The organism is Kitasatospora sp. NPDC002543, assembly GCF_053594915.1.
This window is the reverse complement of record NZ_JBSFWR010000068.1, coordinates 1-26314: the sequence shown is the minus strand read 5'-3', so window position 1 is coordinate 26314 and position 26314 is coordinate 1. Positions and strand designations below refer to the sequence as shown.

The following is a 26314-nucleotide window of genomic DNA, read 5'->3' as shown; positions in this document are numbered from 1 at the left end:
CACAGGGACAGGTAGGCGCAAACCCGCAGGAACTCGGGTCCGTCCTGGACAGCATGTCCAAACCGGAGCCCGGTGTTCACTCTCAGCCCATGTGCGGGTGTCCGTGGTGGGTCGGCGGGACGAAGGTCTCCTTGATCGACCGGGCCGAGGTCCAGCGCAGCAGGTTCTGCGCGGCGCCCGCCTTGTCGTTGGTGCCGGAGGCCCGGCCGCCGCCGAAGGGCTGCTGGCCGACGACGGCGCCGGTGGGCTTGTCGTTGATGTAGAAGTTCCCCGCGGCGAAGCGCAGCTCCTCGACGGCCTGGGCGATGGCGTAACGATCCTGCGCGATCACCGAGCCGGTCAGGCCGTACGGGGCGCCGCCGTCGACCCGGCGGAGGACGTCGTCCCAGCGGGAGTCCTCGTAGACGTGGACGGCGAGGATCGGGCCGAAGTACTCCTTCCGGAAGATCTCGCCCCGGTGGTCGGAGGAGACCAGCACGGTCGGCCGGACGAACCAGCCGATCGCGTCGTCGTACTGACCGCCGGCCGCCAGTTCGACCGTCGGATCGGCCTTCGCCCGCTCGATGGCGTCCCGGTTCTTCTCGAAGGCCCGCCGGTCGATCAGGGCGCCCATGAAGTTGGACAGGTCGGTCACGTCGCCCACCGCGAGCGCGTCCACCTCGGCCAGGAAGTCGTCCTTGATCCGCTGCCAGAGGCTGCGCGGCAGGTAGGCGCGGGAGAGCGCCGAGCACTTCTGGCCCTGGTACTCGAAGGCGCCGCGGATCAGCGCGGCCTTGAGGATCTCCGGGTCGGCCGAGCGGTGGGCCAGCAGGAAGTCCTTGCCGCCGGTCTCGCCGACGATCCTCGGGTACGTGCGGTAGCCGCCGATGTTGGCGCCGATGGTCTGCCACAGGTGCCGGAAGGTCGCGGTCGACCCGGTGAAGTGCAGCCCGGCGAGCGCCGGATCGGCCAGCGCCACCGGGGAGACCTGGAGCCCGTCGCCGGTCACCAGGTTGACCACCCCGGGCGGCAGGCCGGCCGCCTCCAGCAGCCGCATCAGGTGGTACGCGGCCAGGGTCTGGGTCGGCGCGGGCTTCCAGACCACCGTGTTGCCCATCAGCGCGGGGGCGGTGGGCAGGTTGCCGGCGATCGCGGTGAAGTTGAACGGGGTGACCGCGTAGACGAAACCTTCCAGCGGGCGGTGGTCGGTGCGGTTCCACACGCCGGGCGAGGAGATCGGCTGGTCGGCCAGGATCTGCCGGGCGAAGTGGACGTTGAACCGCCAGAAGTCGATCAGCTCGCAGGCGGAGTCGATCTCGGCCTGCTGCGCCGTCTTGGACTGGCCGAGCATCGTGGCCGCGTTGAGCGTGTCCCGCCAGGGGCCGGCGAGCAGGTCGGCGGCGCGCAGGAAGACCGCCGCGCGGTCGTCGAAGGAGAGCGAGCGCCACTGCCGCCCGGCGGCCAGCGCCGCGTCCACCGCCGCCCGGGCGTCCTCCCGGGTGGCGTTGCCGAGCACGCCCAGCTTGGCGGCATGGTGGTGCGGCTGGACGACCTCGATCCGCTCGCCGCCGCCGAAGCGCTGCTCGCCGCCGATGGTCATCGGCAGCGGCACCTGCTCGGCCGCCAGCTCGTCCAGCCGCCGCACCAGCCGCTCCCGCTCCGGGCTGCCCGGCGCGTACGTCCGCACCGGTTCGTTGACCGGCACCGGCACCTCGGTGACTGCGTCGATGGGCATGGCGGCTCCGTCCTGGAGGCTGGTCGGGTGTGACACCAGCCTGACCAGCCGGGGCGCGATCCGCCCGTTCAGACACGCGGACGAAGGACGTGGCGCCCGCCACGTCCGCCCGCCGCCGGGGCCTCCCCGGGGGGTCAGCCGGCGATCCGGCCGGCCAGCTCGACCGCCTCGGCCAGACTGTCCACCACCGGGACGCCGACCGGCTCCAGCTTCTCCCGGGTGTGCGAACCACCGGTGTACAGCACCGCGTGGGCGCCCGCGCCCAGCGCCGCCAGGGCGTCGTCCGCGGCGTCGCCGATCAGCACCGTACGGGCCGGGTCCACCCGCTCGCCGAGCGCGGTCAGGTGCCGGGCCAGGTGCTCCGCCTTCTGCCCGCCGGACGGGCCGCTGCGGCCGTCCACCCGCAGGAAGCCGCCGGTCAGGCCGAAGGTGTCGACCAGCGGCACCAGTGCGTCGTGCTCGTACATCGACAGCAGCGACTGGCTGTTCCCGGCCTCCCGCCAGCCGTCCATCAGCTCGCGCACGCCCTCGGTCAGCCCGCAGGCGGCACTGAGCTCCCGGTAGCGGTCGTGGAACGCGTCGTCGAGCCTCAGCCACTCCTCCGTGGAGGGCATCCGGCCGAGCAGGCGCTGGTAGAAGCGGGGGATCGGGATCTCGTACTGCTCGCGGTACTCCTGGAGGCTCATCGGCCCGATGCCGATGGTCGCGAAGGCGGCGTTGCTCGCCCCGAGCACCGCCTCCATGTCGTGGAAGAGCGTGCCGTTCCAGTCCCAAACGATGTGAGTGCGCACGGGGTGAAACGGTAACCCGGCCGGACGACACGCCGGTAGGACGGAACTCACCCGAGCAGGGAGGGGATCTCCTGGGTCGCGTACCAGAGCAGGTCGTGGTCCTCGGCACCGTCCACGGTGAACTGGGCGTCCTGGTCGCCGGCGTCGGCCGCGGCCACCGCCGCCACCGCGGCGGCCACGTCCGTGACCACCTCGTCGTCGGCCACGTCGGCGTGCACCGAGGCCGCCTTGGCCAGCCGCACCGGGCCGGCCAGCACCACCCGGCCGAGCGAGGCCTGGTCCTGGTACTCGTCGCCGGGGAACGGCCGGACCGAGGCGTCCGCCACGTCCAGGGCCACCACCACGCGGCGGCACGGGGCCTGCGGGTCGGCGGCCAGCAGCCGCAGCGAGGACTGCGCGGCCCGGTTCAGCGCCGCGTACTCCAGCTCCTCCAGGTCGTCGCTGACGTACCACTCGCGCAGCGCGGGCGTCACCGCGTACGCGGCGGACTGGTCCAGGGCGCCGCCCTCGTGCGCCGCCGCCAGGCCGGCCAGGGTGGTGGGCACGTACACGCGCATCGGGGGCACTCTCCGGTTCGTCCAGCGGGGTTCGTCCAGCGGCACAGATTCTCCAGCGCCCCAAGAATAAGCTCCGCCGGACCGCCCCCGATCACCTCCGGTCCGCCGGCGGGCGCTCGCCGCCGGGGCCGAGCCGGCAGCCGAGCGCCTCCCGGCTGGTGCGCAGGGCGCTCTCCAGGACGGCACCCCGGCGGGCCGGGTCCATCATGTTCGGGCCCGTCACCGCGAGGTCCGCCGGGGACGGCGCGAGCAGCCGCACCCGGACGCCCTCGGCCCGCAGCAGGGCGGCCTCGCGCAGCAGCTGCCGGGTGACGGCGCGGCGGTAGCGGCTCACCAGCTGGGCCAGCACGCCGCGCGGGCGGTCCCGGTCGCGCCACTCCCGCAGGGCGGCCACGGTGTCCCGGCCGCGCCCGGGGGCGGCGCCGTCCTCCCGCCCGGCCCGGCCCGCCGGGCGGTCCAGCCGCAGGGCCATCGGGGCGAGCACGTACACCTCGTCCAGCCCCCGGCCGAGCATCAGGTCGGCGTTGGTGGCGGACCAGCAGCCGCCGTCCACGTACGCCGAGCCGTCCAGCCGCACCGGCGCGAACCAGCCGGGGATCGCGCAGGAGGCCATCACGGCGTCGGGCACCGGGACGGCCGGGGCACCCGGGTCGCCGAAGACCACCCGGCGGCCGCTGCGGTAGTCCACGGCCACCACCCGCAACGGTGAGGCCCCGGTGCCGGGCGCCGTCGGGCCGGGGCCGGGGCCGAGCGGTGCGCCGTCGCCGGGGAGGCCGCCGTCACCGAGCAGGCCGCGCACCAGCTCGCCGACCGGCGCCAGCGAGCCCCGGCCGTGCGGGGCGATCGCCGAGACCATGGTCAGCAGCGGGTACTCGCTCGGGTGCCGGACGGCGTCGCGCAGCAGGCCCGGCGAGCCGATCCCGGCCCGGGGGCGGGGCGGCAGGGCGCCGCCGACGGCGGTGTCGTAGTCGAAGGCCGTCCCGGCCAGCGGTCCCTCGGTGACCGGCACGCCGCGCTGGTGGTCGCGCAGCTGCTCGGGGCGGACGCCACCGGCCAGCATCGCGGCGAGGATCGCGCCCGCCGAGGTGCCGAGCAGGACATCGGCCCCGCCCGGCGGCCGACCGGTGGCCTCCTCGACGGCGCACAGCGCGCCGACCGTCCAGGCCGCGCCGAGCATCCCGCCGCCGCCCAGCACCAGGCCGTACCGGGGCGGGCCCGCGGCGGGCGCGGCGGCGCCCGGGGCCGGTGCCGCCGCTTCCTGTGTCGTCATGCCGGCCGCCCCTCGTCGTGGGAGTCCGGTCGTCCGCTCCCGGTCAGGGTCCGATGGTGCGCGCCGGTCCGGGAGGGCGCAAACGCGGCGGCCGGGCGCCGCCACCCGGTCCGCCCAGTCGGTCCGTCCCCTTTCGGGCCGTACGGTCCGTCCCCGCACGTCAACCGGGTGCCGTCGAACGGCCCGGCCGGCCCGTCGCCGCAGTGGCGGCCTCACCCGGATAGGTGAACTTGTCGACCCGCTCCGGGCGCTCCGGAAACCCGTTGCCGCCCTGCGGGGAAGGCCCCCAGCCTGGGCCCGTCCGTACCCGCACGACCCGACGCCGGCACTGCACGACGCCCGCACCGCCCGATGCCGCACGACCCGACGACCGCACCCCCGCCGAGGAGCCCCCGCCGTGACCGTCCACTGCACCGCCGCCCGCGCCGGCGCCCACCTCACCGCCCGCCCGCACCGCCGCCCGCGCGACACCGGCGGCTGCGACCCGGCCGGCCGCCGGCCGGGCCACCCGCGTGCCGCCTGCACCGGCACCCCCGGAGCCGGACCCGGCACCCCCGGGCCCGGCTCCGGGGCCCTGGCGGCCCGGTTCGCCCACCAGCTGGTCGAGGTGCTCACCGGCGCCCGGCCCTCGGGCCAGCTGCTGCGGCACACCAGCCTGGCCGGCTACGGGCAGCTCGCCTCACTGGTGCGGGCCGGCGCGCTGCGTCGCGGCGGCACCGCCGACCGGCCCCGGCTCGGCCCGGTGCACGACCGCTCGCCCTCACCGGACGCGGTCGAGGCCTGCGTGCGGGTCGACCTCGGCCGGCGGCACCACATGGTGGCCTTCCGGCTGGAACAGCGCGGCGCGGCCGGGCAGTGGCAGTGCACCGCCGTGGAGGCCCGGTGAGCACCCCGCCCCGCCCCCGGCGGCGCGGTACGGCGCAGGGCGCCGTCCCGGTCCGGGAACGGCGCCCTGCGTGGCGTCCTGGCTGGTGCCCTGCGGCTGGCTCAGCCCTTGCGGCGGCGGCCCTTGGCCGACTTCGCGGCCTTGCGGCGCTCGGCGCGGGTCAGCCCGTCGCTCTCGTCCTCCGGGGCGAGGTCGTCGAAGTCGCCCTCGATGACACCGCCGCCGACCTCGTCCGAGGGGGCCGTGTAGTGCAGCCGCTGCGGCTTCGGGGCCTCCAGGCCCTTGGCCTTGATCTCCGGGCGGGCGGCGTCCTTCTCCAGCTTGTCGAGCACCACCTGGGCGTCCTCGACCGGGACCTCCTCGACCTGCTGCTCGACCTGGACCTCCAGGTTGAACAGGTAGCCGACGGACTCCTCCTTGATGCCCTCCATCATCGCGGTGAACATGTCGAAGCCCTCGCGCTGGTACTCGACCAGCGGGTCGCGCTGCGCCATGGCCCGCAGGCCGATGCCCTCCTGGAGGTAGTCCATCTCGTAGAGGTGCTCGCGCCAGCGGCGGTCCAGCACCGACAGCACGACCCGGCGCTCCAGCTCGCGCATGATCTCCGCGCCCAGCTGGTCCTCGCGGGCGCCGTACTGCCCCTGGATGTCCTCCTGGATGGACTTGATCAGGAACTCGGGGGTCAGCCCGGCCTGGCCGCCGGCCTCCTCCTCCAGCTCCTCCAGGTCCAGGGTGATCGGGTAGAGCTGCTTGAGCGCGGTCCAGAGCTTGTCGAGGTCCCAGTCGTCCTCGAAGCCCTCGCCGGTGGCCGCCCGGACGTACGCCTCGACGGTGTCGTCCATGAAGTGGCCGACCTGCTCCTGGAGGTCCTCGCCCTCCAGCACCCGGCGGCGCTCGCCGTAGATGACCTCGCGCTGGCGGTTGAGCACCTCGTCGTACTTGAGGACGTTCTTGCGGATCTCGAAGTTCTGCTGCTCGACCTGGGTCTGCGCCGAGGCGATGGCACGGGTGACCATCTTGGACTCGATCGGCACGTCCTCGGGCACGTTGGCCATCGAGAGCACGCGCTCGACCATGCCGGCCTTGAACAGGCGCATCAGGTCGTCGCCCAGCGACAGGTAGAAGCGGGACTCGCCCGGGTCGCCCTGACGGCCGGAGCGGCCGCGCAGCTGGTTGTCGATCCGGCGGGACTCGTGCCGCTCGGTGCCGAGGACGTAGAGGCCGCCGGCCTCCTTGACCTCGTCCTGCTCGATCTTCACCGAGGCCTTGGCCTTCTCCAGCGCGGCCGGGAAGGCGGCCTCGTACTCCTCCGGGGTGTCCGTCGGGGTCAGCCCGCGCTGCGCCAGCTCGGCGGCGGCCAGGTGGTCGGCGTTGCCGCCGAGCATGATGTCGGTGCCGCGGCCGGCCATGTTGGTGGCGACGGTGACGGCGCCCTTGCGGCCGGCCTGGGCGACGATCTGCGCCTCGCGCTCGTGGTGCTTGGCGTTCAGCACCTCGTGCGGGATGCCGCGCTTGCGCAGCTCCTGCGACAGGTACTCGGACTTCTCGACCGACACGGTGCCGACCAGCACCGGCTGGCCCTTCTCGTGCTTCTCGGCGATGTCCTCGACCACGGCGGCGAACTTGGCCGGCTCCGACTTGTAGATCAGGTCGGGCTGGTCGATGCGCAGCGGCGTCTTGTTGGTCGGGATCGGCACCACGCCGAGCTTGTAGATCTGGTGGAACTCGGCGGCCTCGGTGGTGCCGGTACCGGTCATGCCCGAGAGCTTGTCGTACAGGCGGAAGAAGTTCTGCAGGGTGATGGTGGCCAGGGTCTGGTTCTCGTTCTGGACCTCCACCCCCTCCTTGGCCTCGATCGCCTGGTGCATGCCCTCGTTGTAGCGACGGCCGGCCAGGATGCGGCCGGTGTGCTCGTCGACGATCATGACCTCGCCGTTCATCACGACGTAGTCCTTGTCCCGCTTGTACAGCTCCTTCGCCTTGATGGCGTTGTTCAGGAAGCCGACCAGCGGGGTGTTCACCGACTCGTAGAGGTTGTCGATGCCCAGGTAGTCCTCGACCCGGGTGACGCCCTCCTCCAGGATGCCGACGGTGCGCTTCTTCTCGTCGACCTCGTAGTCGCGGTCGATCTTCAGGCGCAGCACCAGCTTGGCGAAGTCGGCGTACCACTTGGTCGCCTGGTCGGCCGGGCCGGAGATGATCAGCGGGGTGCGGGCCTCGTCGATCAGGATCGAGTCGACCTCGTCGACGACCGCGAAGAAGTGGCCTCGCTGGACGAGTTCATCCTGCGACCAGGCCATGTTGTCGCGCAGGTAGTCGAAGCCGAACTCGTTGTTCGTGCCGTACGTGATGTCCATCCCGTACTGGCGCTTGCGCTCGGCGGGCGTCATGTTGGCGAGGATCACGCCGACTTCGAGGCCGAGGAAGCGGTGCACCCGGCCCATCCACTCCGAGTCGCGCTCGGCCAGGTAGTCGTTGACCGTGATCAGGTGGACGCCCTTGCCGGTCAGCGCGTTCAGGTACGTGGGCAGGGTGCCGACGAGGGTCTTGCCCTCACCGGTGCGCATCTCGGCGACGTAGCCGTAGTGCAGGGCGGCGCCGCCCATCAGCTGGACGTCGTAGTGACGCTGGCCGAGCACGCGCTTGGCGGCCTCACGGACGGTGGCGAACGCCTCGGGGAGGATGTCGTCCAGGCTCTCGCCGTCGACGAGCCGCTGCTTGTACTCGTCGGTCAGTGCGCGCAGCTCGGCGTCGGTGAGGTTGACGAAGTCCTCTTCGATGGAGTTGACCTGGGCAGCAATCCGCTGCAGCTTGCGAAGGATCTTGCCCTCGCCTGCGCGCAGGATCTTGTCGAAGACGGACACGTGAGCGGGCTCCTTGCCTGTATTGGCACTGGACGACTGCACGGGGGGTCCACCCCACCGCACGGGCCATCGTATGCGAGGAGTCCAACCCCCCGGGAGGTGCGTCAGCACGGTATTCCCGTGTCACCCGAGCGAGCACATGGCCCGATAGCACCGTCCACCGGGACAAAACGGTCGGCGGGGCGCGGAGTTGGCTCCGCGGGCGGCCGGAATATCGAATGCCGGCCCTCCCCCTCCGGCGGAATAATCCGTTCATGGACGAACTTCGCACCGAACACCCCACCCTCACCACCGACCGGCTGGTGCTGCGCGCTCCCCGGGAGTCGGACATCGACGCGGTCTTCGCCGCCTGCCAGGACCCGGAGATCCAGCGCTGGACCGTCGTCCCGTCGCCGTACCGGCGCGAGGACGCGGAGTTCTTCGTGCGCGATCTCGCCGCGGAGGGCCGGCGCACCGGAGCCAACCGGATCTGGTGCGTGTTCGAGCGCGAGTCCGGGGCCCTGGTCGGCTCCCAGGGGCTCGTCCTGCGGCCCGGGGACCCGGGCTGCGCCGAGATCGGCTGGTGGGCCGTGAAGGAGTTCCGCGGCCGCGGCTACACCACCGAGGCCGCGCGCGCCGTCTCCCACCACGGCCTGCGCGAGCTCGGACTGCGCCGACTGGAGTGGGTGGCCTACGTCGGCAACGAGGGCTCCCGCGCGGTCGCCACGAAGGTCGGCTACCGCTTCGAGGGCACCCTGCGTTCGTACGCCGAGCAGCGCGGCGTCTTCCACGACTCCTGGCTCGCCTCCCTGCTCCCCTCCGACCTGGACTGAGCCCGCGGCCGGCTCCGGGCGCCCGTCCCGGGTCCGCGGTCGGCTCCGGGCGCCCCTCCCGGGTCCGCGGTCGGCTCCGGGCGCCCCTCCCGACTCCGCAGCCGACTCCGGGTGCCCCTCCCGACTCCGGGTCCGTGCTCCGGGTCCGCTCCGGGCCCCGCGCTGTCGGTGCCCCCGGCTACGCTCGCCGGCATGACCGCCGCTGCCGCCCGCCCCGCCCCCGTCGCCGTCCTCAGCGCGGACGACGCCCGCCGGATCGCCCTGCGCGCCCAGGGCCTGCTGGGCGCTCCGGACCGCCGCGGCGGGGTGCGCGGGGTGCTGCGGCACCTGGGCGCCGTCCAGCTGGACACCATCTCGGTGCTCGCCCGCTCGCACGAACTGGTGCCGTACGCCCGCCTCGGCGCGGTCGGCCGCCCGGCCGTCGAGGCGGCGTACTGGAGCGGCGGCGCGAGCTTCGAGTACTGGTCGCACGCGGCCTGCGTCCTGCCGGTCGAGGAGTGGCCGCTGTTCGCCTTCCGGCGCCGCCGCTACCGCGACCGCGGCCACCTCTGGGGCCACCAGGTCGATCCCGGGACCTACCGCGCCGTGCTCGACAAGCTGCGCGCCGAGGGGCCGTTGACCTCCACCGAGCTCGGCGGCGCCAAGAAGACCTCCGAGTGGTGGGACTGGTCCGACACCAAGATCGCGGTCGAGCGGGCGCTGGCCTTCGGCGACGTGGTCTGCACCGAGCGCCGGAGCTGGAAGCGGGTCTACGCACTGGCCGAACAGGCCATCCCGGACGCCCTGTTCGGCCAGCACCGGTCGGACGAGGAGTGCGTGCGCACCCTGGTCGCCCAGGCCGGCGCCGCCCTCGGCGTGGCCACCCGGGCCGACCTCCTGGACTACCACCGGCTGCGCGCCGAGCAGTTGGACGCGGTGCTCGCCGACAGCGGCCTCGTCCCGGTCGAGGTGGCCGGCTGGGGCCCGGACGGCGCCCCGGCCCCGGCCTGGGCCGACCCGGCCGCCCTCGCCACCGCCCCGCGCGGACGCCACCGCACCACCCTGCTCTCGCCGTTCGACTCGCTGGTCTGGGACCGCCCCCGCACCGAGCGGATCTTCGGCATGACGCACCGGCTGGAGGCCTACACGCCCAAGCACAAGCGGGTGCACGGCTACTTCGCGATGCCGCTGCTGACCGGCGGCCGGCTGGTCGGCCGGGTCGACCCGGCCCGCGAGGGACGCACCCTGGTCGCCCGGCAGGTCTCCCTGGACGGCGGTCCAGGGCGCGGCGGCCGGCACGTCGAGGCGCTGGCGACGGCCCTGCGCGAGGCGGCCGCCTGGGTCGGCTGCGACGAGGTGCGGGTCGGGACGCTGCACGACGAGCGGCTGCGCCCGACCCTGGAGAAGCTGCTGGCGGACCACTAAGTCCCGCCCGGCTCACCCTATTTCGAGGATCTTCTCCCGCATCGCGTACACCACGGCCTCCATCCGGGAGTGCAGCTGGAGCTTCTCCAGGATGTTGCGCACGTGGTTCTTCACGGTGTTCTCGCTGATGAACAGCTCCTTGGCGATCTCCCGGTTGTTCATCCCGGTCGCCACCAGCTTGAGCACCTCCAACTCCCGGTCGGTGAGCCGGGGTGCGGGCACCAGGTCCCGGTCGTCGGAGCGGCGCTGGATCATCGACTTGAACTCGGTGAGCAGCTTGGACGCCATCGAGGGGCTGATCTGCGACTGCCCGTCGGCGACCGCGCGGATCGCGGTGGCGACCTCGTCGGTGGAGATCTCCTTGAGCAGGTAGCCGGTGGCCCCCGCCTTGATCGCCTCGTAGAGGTCGGCCTCCTCGTCGCTTATCGTCAGCATGATGATCTTGGTGCTGGGTGCCACGTCCTTGATCGCCGTGCAGGCCTCGATCCCGCTGCGGCGCGGCATCCGGACATCCATGAGGATGATGTCGGGCAGCAGGTCGGCGGCCTTCAGCACGGCCTCTGCGCCGTCCCCCGCCTCCCCGACGACCTTGATGTCCGGCTCCTCCGCGAGGACGATCTCCAGCCCCCTGCGGAACAGCGCGTGGTCGTCCACCACCAACACGCGGATCGGCTCACCCCGGTGCGGCTCGTACGCGGGCTCGTCCTCCGCCCCCAACGGCAGCCCTGGCCCGACCCCGGGCCCCAGCCCGAAGTGATCCCCCATCCGCTCCTCCCCCTTCGCGGGTCGTCGTGCGCCAATCATTCCACGCTCCGACCCCGCCACGGTCACGCTCCGATGCCGATTCCCCCGCATCGGGTGACCCCTCCGTCCGGCACGCGGTGCCGTTCGAACCGCGCCGCCCCCGAACGCCGTTGGGACCTCCCGCACCCCGAACGCCGGTGACCCCGGCGGCCACGGCCGCCGGGGTCACCCCTCCGTCACTGCCCGGACGGTCAGTCCTCGTCGGACCCACCGATCGCGCCGCCCGCCCCGCCGCCCGGCCCGGCCGCGTGGTCGGTCTGCAGGTGGATGACGCCGTAGTGGTAACCGTGCCGGCGGTAGACCACGCTCGGCAGGCCGCTGTCCTTCTCCACGAAGAGGTAGAAGTCGTGGCCGACCAGCTCCATCTCGTAGAGCGCCTGGTCCAGTGCCATGGGGGCGGCCGGGTGCGTCTTCTCCCGGACCACCAGCGGGCCTTCGCCCTCCACTTCCAGGGATCCCATCATGGTCTTGCGGACGGCGCCGTTCGTCTCCCCCTCCGGCGCCGTCGTCTCCGGCAGCGCGGCCAGGGCCGCGGTCGCCTCGGCGACGCTGATCGGGGTGCGGCCGTTCGCGCCGCCCTTGTGCACCCGACGCCGGTCCGCGGACTTGCGCAGCTGGGCGTCGAGCTTCGCCGAGGCCAGGTCGAGCGCCGCGTACGGATCGGCGGCGGCGGCTTCGGCCCGGATCACGGGGCCGCGGCTGCGGAGAGTGATCTCCACCCGATCGGAGCGGTCGGCCTGCCGCGGGTTGTGCTCCTTGGACACCTCGACGTCGAGGCTGATGGCCTTGGCGTCGAACTTCTGGACCTTCTCCAGCTTCTCGGCCACGTGCTCGCGGAACCTCTTGGGCACCTCGGTCTTGCGGCCCTTGACGACGATGTCCACGCAGAACTCCGATCCCTCGTGCTGACGCCGATCCGGGTGCTACCGGACCGGACTGAGACCCAGCTGGACCAGCCCATCCACTGCCGGCCCCCCGTCCCGCCGCCAGCGGCGGAAACGACTGGCCCTCACCTCACTTCCTCCCCACCAGGGACGGTTGAAACCCCCTGGGCCTTATCGAACACCTCACACGGGTTTTTCGCCTCCCCAGGCGATAAGGAGGGTATGACCCGATACTGCGGTCGGGCGGTCAAGCTGGTGCACCCTGTCTACCCTCTCGCGGGTGAAGTATGGGTAAATACCTGGACAACGCCCCCCATACGGCGGATCCTGTGCTCACTCTCCGTGCCTGCCACCGCGAGGAGCAGCCGTGCCGCCGCCTCCCTCCCCCCGCCGCCCGCCGTCCGCCCAAGGGCCGTTCGGCCACGCACTGGCCGGACTGCTGGACGTCCTGCTGCCCACCGACTGCGCGGGCTGCGGCAGCGAACACGCCCAGCTCTGCCCGGTCTGCCGGGGCCTGCTGGCCGCCGCGCGGCCGGCTCCCACCCTGCTGCCCTGGACGCACGCCGCGGCGCCGTACACCGGCCCGGTGCGGCAGCTGCTGCTCGCCCACAAGGAGCGGGGCGCGCTGCGGCTGGCCGGGCCGCTCGGCGAGGCCCTCGGCCGAGCGGTGCGCTCCGCCCTGGGGGCACGGGCCGGGGCCGCCCCGCTGCTGCTGGTCCCGATGCCCTCGACGCGCTCGGCCGTCCGTGCCCGCGGGCACGACCCGACGCTGCGGCTGGCCGGGGCCGCCGCCCGCTCGCTGCGCCGGGCCGGCCTGGACGTGCGGGCCGCGCCGCTGCTGCGGCACGCCCGGCCGGTCGCCGACCAGGCCGGGCTGAACGCGGCCGAGCGGCGCCGCAACCTGCACGGCGCGCTCACCGTGCTGCCCCGCGCCCGGACCGGTCGCACGGGCCTGGCGGGCCGTCACCCGGTGCTGGTGGACGACCTGGTGACCACCGGGGCCAGCCTCGCCGAGGCCGCCCGGGCGCTGGCCGACGCCGGCCTGCCGGCCCGGGCCGGCGCCACGGTCGCGGCCACCGTCCACCCGGCCGACGGGCACCCGACCACCGCGCACCGGGCCGGCGCCCACGGCACCGACGCTCGCCTGGCCGGCTGACCACCGCGGCCACGCCGACCCGCCCGGGCTGACACCGCGTCCGGGAAGGCGTCGGCCCGGGTCGGCGTCAGCCCGCGTAGAAGAACGACCGGGGCTTGTCGATCAGCGAGGTCTCCCGCCACTGGTTGTTGACCAGGCGGAAGGCCTTGATCTCGCTCGGCTTGCCGTCCGCCTGCTTGACCTCGCCCATCGCGAGCACCGACGGCGCCTGGGCCAGGCGGTCCCCCCGGGACTCCGAGGCCGCGACGGTCAGCATGCTCTCGGCGCTCTGCAGCTGGGTGTCCGTGCTCTGCGAGCCGTCGGTGCTGATGAAGTACAGCTGCTGGGTCCGGTCGGCCTCCTTGCCGAGCACGACCAGCTGGTCGGTCTCCGCCCAGGACACCGAGGCGACATCGGTGAGCGTGGGAGCCGCCCGGCGCAACTCGGCGATCTTCACGGTGGGCGCCTGGGGGGTGCCGCCGTGCTCCACCCGCCCGAACATCAGCGAGCGGACGGCCGAGCCCTGGGTCCTGGTCACCAGGGCGACCCGCAGGCCGTCCGAGGAGATCTTCAGCGCCTGCACGCTCTGCCCGGTCAGCAGCCCGTCGACCTGCACGGTGTACGACTTGGCGCCGCGCACCATCACCACCCGCGGGCCCTGCTTGTTGTGGTCCACCACCCAGAGGTCGCCGCGGCCGTCCCAGCTGGGCGAGGCGAAGCCGTCCTCCTTGTCGCCGCCCTTGGCGGCGGAGCTGAGCACCGGTTCACCCATGGCCACCGCGGCGTCCGCCAGCGGCACCGACCAGACCTGGTGGCCGTCCTCGCTGATCGCGGCGGCCTGGGTGCCGCTGCGGCTGACCGCGAGGACGCCGATCGGCGGCTTGGTGTTCGACTGCGGCTTGCCGAGGATGCCGCGGACGGGCTCGCCGGAGCGCCCTTCGCCGGCCGCCACGAGGGCGCCGTCGGCACGTTGGTAGTACTGCGCGGGGGTCGCCTGCCCGGCCAGGGCGCCGGGGCCGATGGCCGGCGCGTCGCCGCGGCCGGCGTTGCAGGAGCCGCGCTGCCCCTTCAGTTCCAGCCGGTCCACCTGCCCCTTGACCTGGTCGGCGAGGGTGTAGAAGAGCTGGGCCGCCATCCGCCGGCAGGCCATCGGCTCGCTCACGTCGGTCGCGACGAGCTGCACGTGGGCGCCCCTGGCGTCGTCGATGGTCACCCGCTCGACCCTGGTGCCGCTCGGGAACGCCGAGCGGACCACCGGCGAGAGCCACTTCGAGGGCCCGTCGGCCACCGCCTGGGCCGCCGCCGTCAGCGGGTCCACCCGGCGCCGCAGGTAGACCGGGTCGGCGACCAGCACCTCCTGGCCGGCGTTCGCGGAGGCCGTCGCCGACGGGTCGGGCGCGGTGTAGAAGAACCGCTCGACCTGCCGGAAGCTGTTCCGGAAGTTGGTCTCGTTCATGATCACGCCGGGCGGCAGCTTGTCGATCCGCCACTCGCCGTCCTTGCGGACGAAGGTGAAGTCCTGGACCCAGTTGTTCTGCCCGGCGATCAGCCCGTACGAGTGCTTCTCGTCGACGGTGGCGACCTGCAGCCCGCTCACCGGCACCGAGACCGTGGTGTCCGCGTCGGTGACGTCCGGGCCGGCCCCGATGGTCGTGGACGAGAGCACCCGGATCTCGGACTCCGGCTTCCAGCCCGCGGAGGCGCTCTCGGTGAGGTACTTGCGCGCGGTCTCGTACCCCTCGTCGGCGGTCACCGCGTCCAGGAACCCGGTCAGCAGCTCGTGCGGCTTGGCCCCCCGGCTGGGCGGCACCGGGTAGACCCGGGCCTGGAGGTTCTTGTCGGCCGAGCCCTGGGACAGCTCCACCTTGGTGATGCCGCCGGAATCCGGCATCGCCGCGCAGCCGCTCGCCACCAGGGCGCCGAACAGCGCGCCGACCGCCGCGAGCAGCCGCGGCTCAGTCCTGTTGCTCGTCCCTCGCACGCTGCGACCCCTCCGCGTCCGTCGTCCCACCCGTCACGTCCGGCTCCGCCGTCCGCTGTGCCACCGACGGCCGCCCCGGCGTCGGATCCACCATGACCTGGGCGCCGGTGGCCCCGTACCCGCCGGCCGTCCAGACGTCCGAGGGGTCCGCGCGCGGCCCCTCGGGCAACCGCCGCCGGCCCAGCCCTGGGCCGATGTTCAGCACCCCGCCGAGCCCGCTGCCGAGGCCGTTGCCCGCGGCCTCCGGCGTCTCCGTGTGGTCCTCGACCGCGGAGGCCGCCGTCGAGCCGCCCGGGCTGATCGCCCGCCGGTACGGCGTGCCCTGGGCGCCCAGGCCCCGGTTGTTGCGGGAGTCCTCCGGCTCCAGCCGGAACGGCGCCCGGCTGATCTCGCCGCCGCGGGTGCGCGGCAGGGTGAGCCGGAAGTGCGAGCCGCCGCCGGGCTCGCCCCAGGCCTGGAGCCAGCCGCCGTGCAGGTGGGCGTCCTCGACCGCGATGGACAGGCCGAGGCCGGTGCCGCCGGTGGTCCGCACCCGGGACGGGTCGGCCCGCCAGAAGCGGTGGAACACCCGGGACGCCTCGCCCGGCTTGAGGCCGATGCCGTAGTCGCGCACGCCGACCGCGACCGCACCGTCCGCGGAGCCCAGCCGGACCACCACGTCGCGGCCCTCACCGTGCTCCAGGGCGTTGACCACCAGGTTGCGCAGGATGCGCTCGATCCGGCGGGAGTCCACCTCGGCCAGCACCGGCTCGCCGTCGCCGCGGATCACCACGGCGCTGCCCTTGGCCTCGGCCAGCGGCTCGGCGGCCTCCACCACCCGGCCGACGATCTCGCGCAGGTCGACCGGCTCGGCGTCCAGGATCGCGGCGCCGGCGTCGAAGCGGCTGATCTCCAGCAGGTCGGCGAGCAGGGACTCGAAGCGGTCCAGCTGTCCCTGGAGCAGTTCCGCCGAGCGGGCCGCCATCGGGTCCAGGTCCTCGCGGCTGTCGTAGATCAGGTCGGCGGCCATCCGGACCGTGGTCAGCGGGGTGCGTAGCTCGTGCGAGACGTCCGAGACGAACCGCCGCTGCACCCGGGACAGCTCCTCCAGCTGGCGGATCTGCGCCTGGAGGGCGTTGGCCATCCGGTTGAAGGACTCCCCGAGGCGGGCGATGTCATCCGTCCCGGTGACCTTCATCCGTTCTTCCAGGTGCCCGTCGGCGAGCCGCTCGGAGATCCCGGCGGCCATCCGGACCGGGGTGACCACCTGGCGCACCACGACCCAGGCGATGCCGCCCATGAGGATCACCACGAACACCCCGGCGGTCGCCAGGGTTCCGGTGACCAGGGTGAGGGTGTCGGTCTCCTGGCCGAAGGAGAACACGTAGAACAGCTGGTACGGCGTCCCGCCCGGGCCGAGGAACTGCATGCCGAGGGCCAGCCCGGGCTCGGACTTGACGCTGCTGTCGGGCGAGCGGTGGATCCTGGTCGGCTGGTCGAACATCTGGCCGGGCTCCGCGGCCAGCTTGGCCCGCAGGCTCTCCGGGATGCTGATCGGCTGGATGTCGCCCGAGTAGCGCGGCGCGAAGCCGGCGGTGTCGGGGACGACGGCGCCGGTGCCGGGGGCCATCGCGATCACCGAGTAAACGGTCTGCCCGCTCCCGGCCAGGTCGTTGACCTGCCGCAGCAGCCAGGTGCCGATCTCGTCGACGGTCGGGTCGGCGGTGTTCCGCAGCTTCTGGTCCCGGGCCTCGTCGATCTTCTTCTGCTCGACCTGGAAGCCGATCCGGGCCTGCGCGCGGGCGGCGTCCATCTTGGTGCCGAGCAGACCGGTGCGCACCTGCGCCACCACGACCACGCCCAGCAGCAGCACGACCACGATGGACGCCAGCAGGGACACCGCGACCACGCGCAGCTGGATCGACCGGCGGTACAGCGTGGCCACCCGGTGCACGGGGCGGCGCAACTGACGCTTCACCATCGCGACCACGGCGGAAGGGCCGCGCCGGCGGCGGGTGGTCGAGCTCAGCACGTCGCCGCGCACGGCCCCGGCCCCGTCGGTCGCGGAACCCGACGGGGTGTCGTCTGCCCGGTCCGTCACGTCAGCTGGGTCCGGCCTTGTAGCCGACGCCGCGGACGGTCACCACGATCTCGGGGCGCTCCGGATCCTTCTCGATCTTGGAACGCAGGCGCTGCACGTGGACGTTGACCAGACGGGTGTCCGCCGCGTGGCGGTAGCCCCAGACCTGCTCCAGCAGCACCTCGCGGGTGAACACCTGCCAGGGCTTGCGAGCCAACGCGACCAGCAGGTCGAACTCCAGCGGGGTCAGCGGGATGCCCCGGCCGTCCCGCTTCACCGAGTGCCCGGCCACGTCGATCACCAGGTCGCCGATGGTCAGCTGCTCGGGCGTGGGCTCCTCGGCGCGGCGCAGCCGGGCGCGGACCCGGGCCACCAGCTCCTTGGGCTTGAACGGCTTGGTGACGTAGTCGTCGGCACCCGACTCCAGGCCCACCACGACGTCGACCGTGTCGGTCTTCGCGGTGAGCATCACGATCGGGATTCCGGACTCGGCCCGGATCTGCCGGCACACGTCGATGCCGTCCCGGCCGGGCAGCATCAGGTCGAGCAGGACCAGGTCGGGCTTGGTCTCCCGGAACGCGGCTAGCGCCCTGTCCCCATCCGCGACGAAAAACGGCTCAAAACCCTCACCACGCAGCACGATGCCGAGCATCTCGGCCAGTGCGGAGTCGTCATCAACGACGAGGACGCGTCCCTTCATGCGTCCATCTTCTCATTACCGGATTGTGACCTGCCGCACAGCAGTGCCATTGCTCCAGAACGGCCAACTCGTCCACCGGTGCATTCCGGCCATACCGGGTGAATGCACCCGCCGGAAGCCCCTCCGCCCCCTCCCCGACCCCGCCGGGACGCACCACCCGGCCCACCCCGGAGGAGCGTTGCCGATCAGCAACCGGATCGCCGTGGGGCCGGTTTCCGGCCCCATGGCACGATGGGCGCTGCGCGCGGGCGGAAGATCCGTTCGCAGTCGCGCCCGTGACGCCCTCCGAGGAGCAGTGATGACCGACACCCCGGGCTGGGCCTCGCCCAGCTCGTCCGAGCCGCCCCGCGACGACGCCCGGCCCCCGGCCGACGCGCCCGCCGCCGTGCCCGGGCCGTCGGCACCACCGCAGACCACCCCCGACCGCCCCGGCCCGGCCGGCGCCCCCGGGGCCGCCCCGCAGTGGGGACAGAAGTGGGGCCAGCAGCCTCCCGGCGGCCACCGCCCGTACGGCTGGGGCGCCCCGGCGAGCCCCAGGCCGGGTGTCATCCCGCTGCGCCCGCTGGCCTTCAGCGAGCTGCTGGACGGTGCCGTCACCACCGTCCGCCGGCACTGGCGCACCGTGCTCGCGCTCTCGCTCGGCATCGCCGTGCTCTCCCAGGCCGGCAACGTCCTGGTCAACCTGCTGGTCAAGGGCAAGACCGGCGAGGCCACCAACACCCTGCGGCTGCTGGCGGGCCTGCCGCTGGAACTGCTGCTCAACGTGTTCACCACCGCGCTGCTCACCATCGTGGTCAGCCGCGCCGTCCTCGGCCGGTCCGCGACCGCCGGGGAGGCCTGGCGCGACGCCCGCCCCCGGCTCCTGCAACTGCTCGGACTGACCCTGCTCACCGTCCTGATCGGCCCCGGGGTGATCCTGCTCGGCTTCGCCCCGCTGCTCGGTTACTCCGCCGTCGGCCAGGACTCGGTCGCCATCGCCGGACTGCTCACCCTGGTCGGCCTGCTGACCGTGCCGGTCGCCGTCTGGCTGTGGATCCGCTTCAGCCTCGCCGCCCCCGCCCTGATGCTGGAGAAGCAGGGCGTGCTGACCTCGCTCTCCCGCTCCCGGCGTCTGGCCAGGGGCGCGTGGTGGCGGATCTTCGGCATCAACCTGCTGGGCCACGTGCTGGCACTGGTCGTCGCGGTGGTCATCGCCGTCCCGTTCCAGATCCTCGGCATGGCCCTGGGCTTCGAGAAGCTCAGCGCCCAGGGCCTGCCCGACACCGCCGACCAAAGCGTCGCCATGGTGCTGCTGCTCTCGGTCGCCGGAATCATCGCCGGCACCTTCACCACCCCGTTCATCGCCGCCATCGGCGTGCTGGTCTACATCGACCAGCGGATCCGCCGCGAGGCCCTGGACATCGAGCTCGCCCGCGCGGCCGGCCTGCCCGAGCACGGCGGCACCGACTGGGCCGGGCAGGGCGACCCGAACCCGGCGAGGCGCTGAACCGGATGTCCGACTGGGGGGACAGACTCCTCGCCGTGGGCGGCGCGCCGGTCACGGTGCCGCGTGACCCGGCCCGCGAGGCCGCCCGCGACGAGCTGCTCGACGCGGAGTACCACAAGCACGACCCGTCCGTACTGCAGCGGATCACGGACTGGATCTACGACCACGTCGCCGGCGCGCTCGACAGCATCTCCGGCGACGGCACCACCGGCACCACCGGACTGGTCCTCTTCCTGATCGTCGCGGTGCTGATCGGCGCCGCGCTCTGGTGGCGCCTCGGCGCGCCCCGCCGCGCCGCCCGCACCGTCCAGGACGTGTACGGCGCCGACGGTCCGCGCAGCGCCGAGCAGTACCGGACGGACGCCGCCGGCCACGCCGCCGCCGGCCGCTGGAACGAGGCCGTCCGCGAGCAGATGCGCGCCCTGGTGCGCGGCCTGGAGGAGCGCACCCTGCTCGACACCCGCCCCGGCCGCACCGCCGACGAGGCCGCCGCCGAGGCCGGCCTGGCGCTGCCCGAGCACGCCGCCGCCCTGGCCGCGGCCGCCCGGACCTTCGACGACATCGCGTACGGCGAGCGCACCGCCGACCAGGACGCGTACCGGCTGCTGCGGGAGCTCGACCGGGCCCTGGAGCGCACCCGCCCGGTCCTGGCGCCCGACACCGCCGTCGCACCCGCCCAGGCCCCGGCCCCGACCCCGGGAGGAGCGGCATGACCCCCGCCCCGGCGGCACCGCCCGTCGCCGAAGCCCCCGCCGCCGTCGCCACGACCAGCCTCGCCCCCACCCCGCGCGGCCTGTGGCGCCGGGCCCGCTGGTACCTGGCCGTCCTCACCGCCCTGCTGATCGGCGCCGCCGCCGTGTCCGCCCTCGGCCAGGACCGCCGCTACCCACCGCTGGACCCGCGCTCCTACGACCGCGACGGCGCCCACGCCGTCGTCGCCCTGCTCGAACGACAGGGACTCAAAACCGAGTTCACCGCCGACCCGACCGCCGCCCCGGCCGGCCCGGACACCCTCGTCCTGCCCGACCCCGACCTGCTCAGCCCCGCCGAACTGCGCGCCGTCGCCGCCGCCCGGCACCACCGGCTGGTCTTGGTCGTCCCCGGACCGGCCGCGCTCACCGCGCTCGCCCCCGGCATCCGGCTCTCCGACGACACGGGCGGGCCACCGTACGCCTCCGTCCGCTCCACCCCCGCCGAGTGCCCGCTCACCGAGGCCGCCGGGGCCGGCAGCGCCCGGCAGGGCGGCATGCTCTACACCGCCGGCAGCCGCGGCCAGGGCTGCTACCCGCGCGGCCACGGCTACCCGCTGGTCAGCCTCCCGGTCGGCGACGGCGGCCGCGACGTCATCGTGCTCGGCAGCGGCGCGTTCCTGAGCAACGAGGAACTCGCCGAGGACGGCAACGCCTCCCTCGCGCTCGGCCTGCTCGGCTCCCAGCCCCGCCTCACCTGGCACCTGCCCGACTACTCGGTCCCGCTCCCCGAGGGCGCCCGCACCAAGACCATCGGCGACTACCTGCCGAGCGGCCTGCACTGGGCCTCCTACCAACTCGCCGTCGCCGCCGTGCTCGCCGCCCTCTGGCGCGGTCGCCGGCTCGGCCCGGTGATCAGCGAGAACCTGCCCGTGGTGGTCCGCGCCGCCGAGACCACCGAGGGCCGCGCCCGCCTGTACCGGCGGGCCAAGGCCCGCGGCCGGGCCGCCGAGGCGCTGCGCTGCGCCACCGCCCACCGGCTCGCCCCCGCCCTGGGCGTCCCGCTCCGGGCCGGCGCGCCCGACCCCGACGCACTCTGCGCCGCCGTGGCCGACCGCCTCCCCGGACGGCCCGCCGGGGACGTCCGGGCCCTGCTGTACGGCCCGCCCCCGACCGACGACGCCGCGCTGCTGCGGCTCGCCGACGACCTCGACGCCCTCGAAAGGCAGGTACGGAACCCGTGACCGACCAGGCAACCGCCCAGCTCCGCCCCGTCCCCGGCACGGCACCCGCTACCCCCGCCACCGACCCGCGCGCCGCGCTGGCCGCCCTGCGCGCCGAGATCGGCAAGGCCGTGGTCGGCCAGGACGCCGCCGTCACCGGCCTGGTCGTGGCGCTGCTCTGCGGCGGCCACGTGCTGCTGGAAGGCGTCCCCGGCGTCGCCAAGACCCTGCTGGTGCGCACCCTGTCCACCGCGCTCAGCCTGGAGACCAAGCGCATCCAGTTCACCCCCGACCTGATGCCCGGCGACGTCACCGGCTCGCTCGTCTACGACGCCCGCACCGCCGCGTTCTCCTTCCAGCCCGGGCCGGTCTTCACCAACCTGCTGCTCGCCGACGAGATCAACCGCACCCCGCCGAAGACCCAGGCCGCCCTGCTGGAGGCCATGGAGGAGCACCAGGTCACGGTGGACGGCGAACCGCGCGCGCTGCCCGTCCCGTTCCTGGTCGCCGCCACCCAGAACCCGGTCGAGTACGAGGGCACCTACCCGCTGCCCGAGGCCCAGCTGGACCGCTTCCTGCTCAAGCTGATCCTGCCGCTGCCCGACCGCGACCAGGAGTTCCAGGTGCTCTCCCGGCACGCCGCCGGCTTCGACCCGCGCGACCTCACCGCGGCCGGCGTCCGCCCGGTCGCCGGACCCGAGCACCTGGCCGCCGCCCGCGAGCAGATCGCGAAGCTGACCGTCTCCCCCGAGGTCCTCGCCTACATCGTCGACCTCTGCCGGGCCACCCGGCAGTCCCCGTCGCTCTCCATCGGCGTCTCCCCGCGCGGCGCCACCGCCCTGCTCGCCGCCTCCCGGGCCTGGGCCTGGCTCGCCGGCCGCGACTACGTCACCCCGGACGACGTCAAGGCGCTCGCCCTGCCCACCCTGCGGCACCGGGTCGCGCTGCGCGCCGAGGCCGAGATGGAGGGCGTCACCGCCGACTCCGTCATCCAGGCCGTCCTCAGCCAGACACCCGCACCCCGCTGAACCGCACCGCACCCCCGAAGGAGCGCACCGCATGGCCCTCACCGGGCGAACCGCCCTGCTCGCCGCACTCGGCGCGCTCGTCGTGGGCCTGCTGCTGCCGTCCTGGACCGGGATCGGCCTGGTCACCGGTGCGGTGCTGATCGCCGTCGCGGTCGACCTCGTGCTCGCCGCCCCGGTCCGCGGCCTGCGCTTCGGGCGGGGCGGCGACACCACCGTCCGGCTCGGCGAGCCCGCCACCGTCGAACTGACCGTCACCAACCCGTCCGGCCGGCCGCTCCGGGGCCCGGTCCGCGACGCCTGGGCACCGTCCGCCTGGCGCCCCGGCACCGCCGAAGCCGCCTCCCGGCACACCCTGTCCCTCCCCGCCGGCGAACGCCGCCGGATCACCACCGTGCTCACCCCCACCCGCCGCGGCGACCACCACGCCCAGCGGGTGACGGTCCGCTCGCTCGGCCCGCTCGGACTGGCCGGCCGCCAGGGCTCCCACCACGTCCCCTGGACGGTCCGCGCCCTGCCCCCGTTCGCCAGCCGCAAGCACCTGCCCTCCCGACTCGCCCGGCTGCGCGAACTCGACGGCCGCACCTCGGTGCTGACCCGCGGCCAGGGCACCGAGTTCGACTCCCTGCGCGAGTACCTGCCCGGCGACGACGTCCGCTCCATCGACTGGCGCGCCAGCGCCCGCCGCGCGGCGAACACCGCCGCCGGGTCGGGCGGCCTCGCCGTCCGCACCTGGCGCCCCGAACGCGACCGGCACATCCTCGTCGTCCTCGACACCGGCCGCACCTCGGCCGGCCGGGTCGGCGACGCCCCCCGACTGGACGCCGCGCTCGACGCCGCACTGCTGCTCACCGCCCTCGCCACCCGGGCCGGCGACCGGGTCGACCTGCTCGCCCACGACTCCCGCAAGCGCGTCGCGGTGGCCGGCGCTTCGGCCCACGAGGTGCTGCCCGCCTTCACCAACGCGATGGCCGCGCTGGAACCCGCGCTGCACGAGACCGACATGCGCTCGCTGGTCGCCACGGCCCTCAAGATGGCCCCCCAGCGCTCGCTGATCGTGCTGCTCACCGGCCTCGACGCGGCCCCCGCCGAGGACGGCCTGCGCCCGCTGCTGCCGATGCTCACCAAGCGCCACGAGGTCGCCCTCGCCTCGGTCGCCGACCCCCGCCTGGACGAACTCGCCGCCGGGCGGGGCACCTTGGAGGCCGTCTACGGCGCGGCGGCCGCCGAGCAGACCCGGGCCGACCGCCGGGCCACCGCCGAACGCCTCACCCGCCACGGCGTCACCGTCCTGGACGCCCCGCCCGCCCGGATCGCCCCGGCCCTGGCCGACACCTACCTGGCGCTGAAGGCCGCCGGCCGGCTCTGAGCCCTCCCTCCCCGCCGTCGCGGGTCAGTCGGTCCGACGGCCCCTCAGGGCGGTGTTGAGCCTGGCCGCCTGACGGGTCAGATGGTCGCGCTCGGCGAGGTTGGTCGCCTTCCGAGCCGCCTCCGCGTACAGCCGGGCCGCCGTCTCCGGCTCCCCGGCGCGCTCGTGGAGGTGCGCCGCCACCGCCGCGTACCTGGGCAGCCCGCCGTCCAGCTCCGCGAGCGCCGCCAGCCCCGCCCGCGGACCGTCGGCCTCACCGAGCGCCACCGCCCGGTTGAGCCGCACCACCGGGCTCCCGGTCAGCCGGACCAGCTCGTCGTACCACTCGACGATCTGCACCCAGTCCGTCTCCTCCGCCGTGGGCGCGTCGGCGTGCAGCGCCGCGACGGCCGCCTGGGCCTGGAACTCGCCCAACCGGTCCCGGGCCAGGGCCCGTTGGAGGATCCCGACCCCCTCGGCGATCAGCCCGGTGTCCCACCGGCCGCGGTCCTGCTCGGCCAGCGGCACCAGCGCACCGCCCGGCGTCGTCCGCCCGGCCCGGCGGGCGTGGTGCAGCAGCATCAGGGCCAGCAGCCCGGCCACCTCGGGGTGGTCGATCACCGCCGCGAGCTGCCGGGTCAGCCGGATCGCCTCGGCCGCGAGGTCGAGCTCACCGGAGTAGCCCTCGTTGAAGACCAGGTAGAGGACCCGGAGCACGGTGGCGACGTCCCCCGGCTGGTCGAACCCTACGGCCGAGACGGTGCGCTTGGCCCGGCTGATGCGCTGGGCCATGGTCGCCTCGGGCACCAGGTAGGCCTGGGCGATCTGCCGGGTGGTCAGCCCGCCCACCGCCCGCAGGGTCAGCGCGACCGCCGACGAGGGCGTCAACGACGGGTGGGCGCACAGGAAGTAGAGCTGGAGCGTGTCGTCCACCGCGGTCGCCGGCCCCGCCTCCGGCTCCTGGTCGACCAGATCCTCCCGGCGGCGACGGGCCGCGTCCGACCGTGCCGCGTCGAGGAACTTGCGCCAGGCCACCGTGACCAGCCACCCCTTGGGATCGCGCGGCTGCTCAACGGTCCAGGCCCGGACCGCCTCGACCAGCGCCTCCTGCACGGCGTCCTCGGCCGCCGCGAAGTCGGCTCCGCGGCGGACCAGGACCCCGATGACGCCCGGCGTGAGGCGCCTCACCAGTACCTCGTCCATCGGAGAGGTCACTCCGTGATCGTCGGCGGCGTGCCCAGGAACGGACGCAGCTCCAGCCACTCGTGGATCGGCTTGCCCCCGGCCCCCGGAGCGGCCGACAGCTCCCCCGCCAGCTCGACGGCACGCTCGTAGCTGTCGACGTCGATCACCATCCAGCCGGCGATCAGGTCCTTGGTCTCGGCGAACGGGCCGTCGGTGACCGGCGGCCGCCCCTCACCGTCGTACCGGACCCACGTGCCCTCGGGCGCGAGCGCCTGGCCGTCGACGAACTCGCCCGTCGCCTCCAGCCGGCCCGCGAAGTCCTGCATGTACTTGATGTGTGCCGTGACCTCCTCCGGCGTCCACTGGTCCATCGGCACGCAGTTGACCGCGTCCGGGGCACCCCGGTAGTGCTTCAGCAGCAGGTACTTGGCCATCGTCTTCTCCTCGGATCCTCGGAGCTGGTGCGACCCATTGTGGCCGCGTGCACCCCTGGGACGGAGCCGGCCACGGGTTCTCGACACGGCTCGCCAAGATCTTTCCGAACGAGTGCCGCGCGCCGTCCCGTCCTGCTCCCGGGCCCGGACGGTCTGGCCCGGTCCGGTCCGGAAACGCGAAGAACCCCCATCCGGGACCCGGATGGGGGTTCTTCAGAAGAATTGTTCGGCGGCGTCCTACTCTCCCACAGGGTCCCCCCTGCAGTACCATCGGCGCTGTAAGGCTTAGCTTCCGGGTTCGGAATGTAACCGGGCGTTTCCCTCACGCTATGACCACCGAAACACTATGAAACTGTGCACCGCACACCCCGACAATGGGGCGGGTCGTTGTTTCAGAACAACACAGTGGACGCGAGCAACTGAGGACAAGCCCTCGGCCTATTAGTACCGGTCAACTCCACCCCTCACAGGGCTTCCATATCCGGCCTATCAACCCAGTCGTCTACTGGGAGCCTTACCCTCTCAAGGAGGTGGGAGTGCTCATCTCGAAGCAGGCTTCCCGCTTAGATGCTTTCAGCGGTTATCCCTCCCGAACGTAGCCAACCAGCCATGCCCTTGGCAGGACAACTGGCACACCAGAGGTTCGTCCGTCCCGGTCCTCTCGTACTAGGGACAGCCCTTCTCAACACTCCTACGCGCACAGCGGATAGGGACCGAACTGTCTCACGACGTTCTAAACCCAGCTCGCGTACCGCTTTAATGGGCGAACAGCCCAACCCTTGGGACCTACTCCAGCCCCAGGATGCGACGAGCCGACATCGAGGTGCCAAACCATCCCGTCGATATGGACTCTTGGGGAAGATCAGCCTGTTATCCCCGGGGTACCTTTTATCCGTTGAGCGACGGCGCTTCCACAAGCCACCGCCGGATCACTAGTCCCTACTTTCGTACCTGCTCGACCCGTCAGTCTCACAGTCAAGCTCCCTTGTGCACTTACACTCAACACCTGATTGCCAACCAGGCTGAGGGAACCTTTGGGCGCCTCCGTTACCCTTTAGGAGGC

Annotated in this window: 21 protein-coding genes and 2 rRNA genes; 9 read left to right on the top strand and 14 right to left on the bottom strand. The window is 73.6% G+C overall.

The window, feature by feature from the left end:
• Positions 1–82: 82 nt before the first annotated feature.
• From pruA to ACWD4P_RS25470, 4 genes are all read right to left on the bottom strand, one after another.
• Positions 83–1708 carry an L-glutamate gamma-semialdehyde dehydrogenase gene (pruA, locus tag ACWD4P_RS25485; protein WP_359826648.1) on the bottom strand — a complete coding sequence of 542 codons (1626 nt, stop codon included), beginning with the start codon at positions 1706–1708 and terminating at the stop codon, positions 83–85.
• Positions 1709–1848: 140 nt separating this feature from the next.
• Positions 1849–2505 carry an HAD family hydrolase gene (locus ACWD4P_RS25480; protein ID WP_359826622.1) on the bottom strand — a complete coding sequence of 219 codons (657 nt, stop codon included), beginning with the start codon at positions 2503–2505 and terminating at the stop codon, positions 1849–1851.
• Between the two features lie 47 nt (positions 2506–2552).
• The gene (locus tag ACWD4P_RS25475) at positions 2553–3062 is read right to left on the bottom strand and encodes a DUF6912 family protein (protein ID WP_359826620.1); all 510 of its coding nucleotides are present in this window, start codon (positions 3060–3062) and stop codon (positions 2553–2555) included.
• Between the two features lie 91 nt (positions 3063–3153).
• On the bottom strand, positions 3154–4332 hold the full coding sequence (locus ACWD4P_RS25470) for a patatin-like phospholipase family protein (RefSeq protein WP_449781161.1): 1179 nt from the start codon (positions 4330–4332) through the stop codon (positions 3154–3156).
• A gap of 397 nt (positions 4333–4729) precedes the next feature.
• Between ACWD4P_RS25470 and ACWD4P_RS25465 the strand changes: the two genes are divergently transcribed.
• Positions 4730–5218 carry an Rv3235 family protein gene (locus tag ACWD4P_RS25465; RefSeq protein ID WP_449781160.1) on the top strand — a complete coding sequence of 163 codons (489 nt, stop codon included), beginning with the start codon at positions 4730–4732 and terminating at the stop codon, positions 5216–5218.
• 101 nt (positions 5219–5319) lie between these two features.
• Here the strand turns inward: ACWD4P_RS25465 and secA are convergent, their stop codons facing one another.
• Positions 5320–8082 carry a preprotein translocase subunit SecA gene (gene secA / locus ACWD4P_RS25460; RefSeq protein ID WP_359829984.1) on the bottom strand — a complete coding sequence of 921 codons (2763 nt, stop codon included), beginning with the start codon at positions 8080–8082 and terminating at the stop codon, positions 5320–5322.
• Positions 8083–8336: 254 nt separating this feature from the next.
• Between secA and ACWD4P_RS25455 the strand changes: the two genes are divergently transcribed.
• Both ACWD4P_RS25455 and ACWD4P_RS25450 read left to right on the top strand, forming a co-directional pair.
• Positions 8337–8894 (top strand): GNAT family N-acetyltransferase, encoded by a 558-nt coding sequence (locus tag ACWD4P_RS25455; RefSeq protein ID WP_359829982.1) that lies wholly within the window; start codon positions 8337–8339, stop codon positions 8892–8894.
• 192 nt (positions 8895–9086) lie between these two features.
• On the top strand, positions 9087–10298 hold the full coding sequence (locus ACWD4P_RS25450; RefSeq protein ID WP_449781159.1) for a winged helix-turn-helix domain-containing protein: 1212 nt from the start codon (positions 9087–9089) through the stop codon (positions 10296–10298).
• 12 nt (positions 10299–10310) lie between these two features.
• Here ACWD4P_RS25450 and ACWD4P_RS25445 read toward each other — a convergent pair whose 3' ends face one another.
• Complete coding sequence (locus ACWD4P_RS25445) at positions 10311–11063, bottom strand: response regulator (protein ID WP_082346073.1); 753 nt, start codon at positions 11061–11063, stop codon at positions 10311–10313.
• A gap of 230 nt (positions 11064–11293) precedes the next feature.
• A complete protein-coding gene (gene hpf / locus ACWD4P_RS25440; protein ID WP_359829978.1) occupies positions 11294–11986 on the bottom strand; it encodes a ribosome hibernation-promoting factor, HPF/YfiA family in 693 nt (230 codons plus the stop codon).
• A gap of 367 nt (positions 11987–12353) precedes the next feature.
• Here hpf and ACWD4P_RS25435 point away from each other — a divergent pair, with 367 nt between their 5' ends.
• The gene (locus ACWD4P_RS25435) at positions 12354–13142 is read left to right on the top strand and encodes a ComF family protein (protein WP_449781158.1); all 789 of its coding nucleotides are present in this window, start codon (positions 12354–12356) and stop codon (positions 13140–13142) included.
• 67 nt (positions 13143–13209) lie between these two features.
• Here ACWD4P_RS25435 and ACWD4P_RS25430 read toward each other — a convergent pair whose 3' ends face one another.
• The 3 genes from ACWD4P_RS25430 to mtrA form a co-directional block, all read right to left on the bottom strand.
• Positions 13210–15102, bottom strand: a complete 1893-nt coding sequence (locus ACWD4P_RS25430; RefSeq protein WP_449781157.1) for an LpqB family beta-propeller domain-containing protein — start codon at positions 15100–15102, stop codon at positions 13210–13212.
• Complete coding sequence (gene mtrB, locus ACWD4P_RS25425; protein WP_359829940.1) at positions 15077–17062, bottom strand: MtrAB system histidine kinase MtrB; 1986 nt, start codon at positions 17060–17062, stop codon at positions 15077–15079. Before mtrB ends, ACWD4P_RS25430 begins: the two co-directional genes overlap by 26 nt.
• 121 nt (positions 17063–17183) lie before the next feature.
• Entirely contained in the window at positions 17184–17861 is a 678-nt protein-coding gene (gene mtrA, locus ACWD4P_RS25420; RefSeq protein WP_030247322.1) for an MtrAB system response regulator MtrA, read from the bottom strand.
• 298 nt (positions 17862–18159) lie between these two features.
• Between mtrA and ACWD4P_RS25415 the strand changes: the two genes are divergently transcribed.
• The 5 genes from ACWD4P_RS25415 to ACWD4P_RS25395 are packed head-to-tail and all read left to right on the top strand — an operon-like array spanning position 18160 to position 23653.
• Positions 18160–19347, top strand: coding sequence for a hypothetical protein (locus ACWD4P_RS25415; RefSeq protein WP_449781156.1), 1188 nt, complete (start codon positions 18160–18162; stop codon positions 19345–19347).
• Between the two features lie 5 nt (positions 19348–19352).
• The gene (locus tag ACWD4P_RS25410) at positions 19353–20060 is read left to right on the top strand and encodes a DUF4129 domain-containing protein (protein ID WP_449781155.1); all 708 of its coding nucleotides are present in this window, start codon (positions 19353–19355) and stop codon (positions 20058–20060) included.
• Positions 20057–21280, top strand: coding sequence for a DUF4350 domain-containing protein (locus ACWD4P_RS25405; RefSeq protein WP_449781154.1), 1224 nt, complete (start codon positions 20057–20059; stop codon positions 21278–21280). The genes ACWD4P_RS25410 and ACWD4P_RS25405 overlap by 4 nt, the downstream gene beginning before the upstream one ends.
• Positions 21277–22287 (top strand): AAA family ATPase, encoded by a 1011-nt coding sequence (locus tag ACWD4P_RS25400; protein WP_449781153.1) that lies wholly within the window; start codon positions 21277–21279, stop codon positions 22285–22287. Before ACWD4P_RS25405 ends, ACWD4P_RS25400 begins: the two co-directional genes overlap by 4 nt.
• Positions 22288–22318: 31 nt before the next feature.
• Positions 22319–23653 carry a DUF58 domain-containing protein gene (locus ACWD4P_RS25395; RefSeq protein ID WP_449781152.1) on the top strand — a complete coding sequence of 445 codons (1335 nt, stop codon included), beginning with the start codon at positions 22319–22321 and terminating at the stop codon, positions 23651–23653.
• Between the two features lie 24 nt (positions 23654–23677).
• Here ACWD4P_RS25395 and ACWD4P_RS25390 read toward each other — a convergent pair whose 3' ends face one another.
• The 4 genes from ACWD4P_RS25390 to ACWD4P_RS25375 all read right to left on the bottom strand — a co-directional run.
• Positions 23678–24835 carry an RNA polymerase sigma factor gene (locus ACWD4P_RS25390; protein WP_449781171.1) on the bottom strand — a complete coding sequence of 386 codons (1158 nt, stop codon included), beginning with the start codon at positions 24833–24835 and terminating at the stop codon, positions 23678–23680.
• 8 nt (positions 24836–24843) lie between these two features.
• A complete protein-coding gene (locus tag ACWD4P_RS25385; RefSeq protein ID WP_359831146.1) occupies positions 24844–25251 on the bottom strand; it encodes a YciI family protein in 408 nt (135 codons plus the stop codon).
• Between the two features lie 224 nt (positions 25252–25475).
• Positions 25476–25592, bottom strand: a 5S ribosomal RNA gene (rrf, locus tag ACWD4P_RS25380).
• An 80-nt stretch (positions 25593–25672) separates the two neighbouring features.
• Positions 25673–26314: ribosomal RNA gene (locus tag ACWD4P_RS25375) — 23S ribosomal RNA — on the bottom strand; the annotation flags it as partial.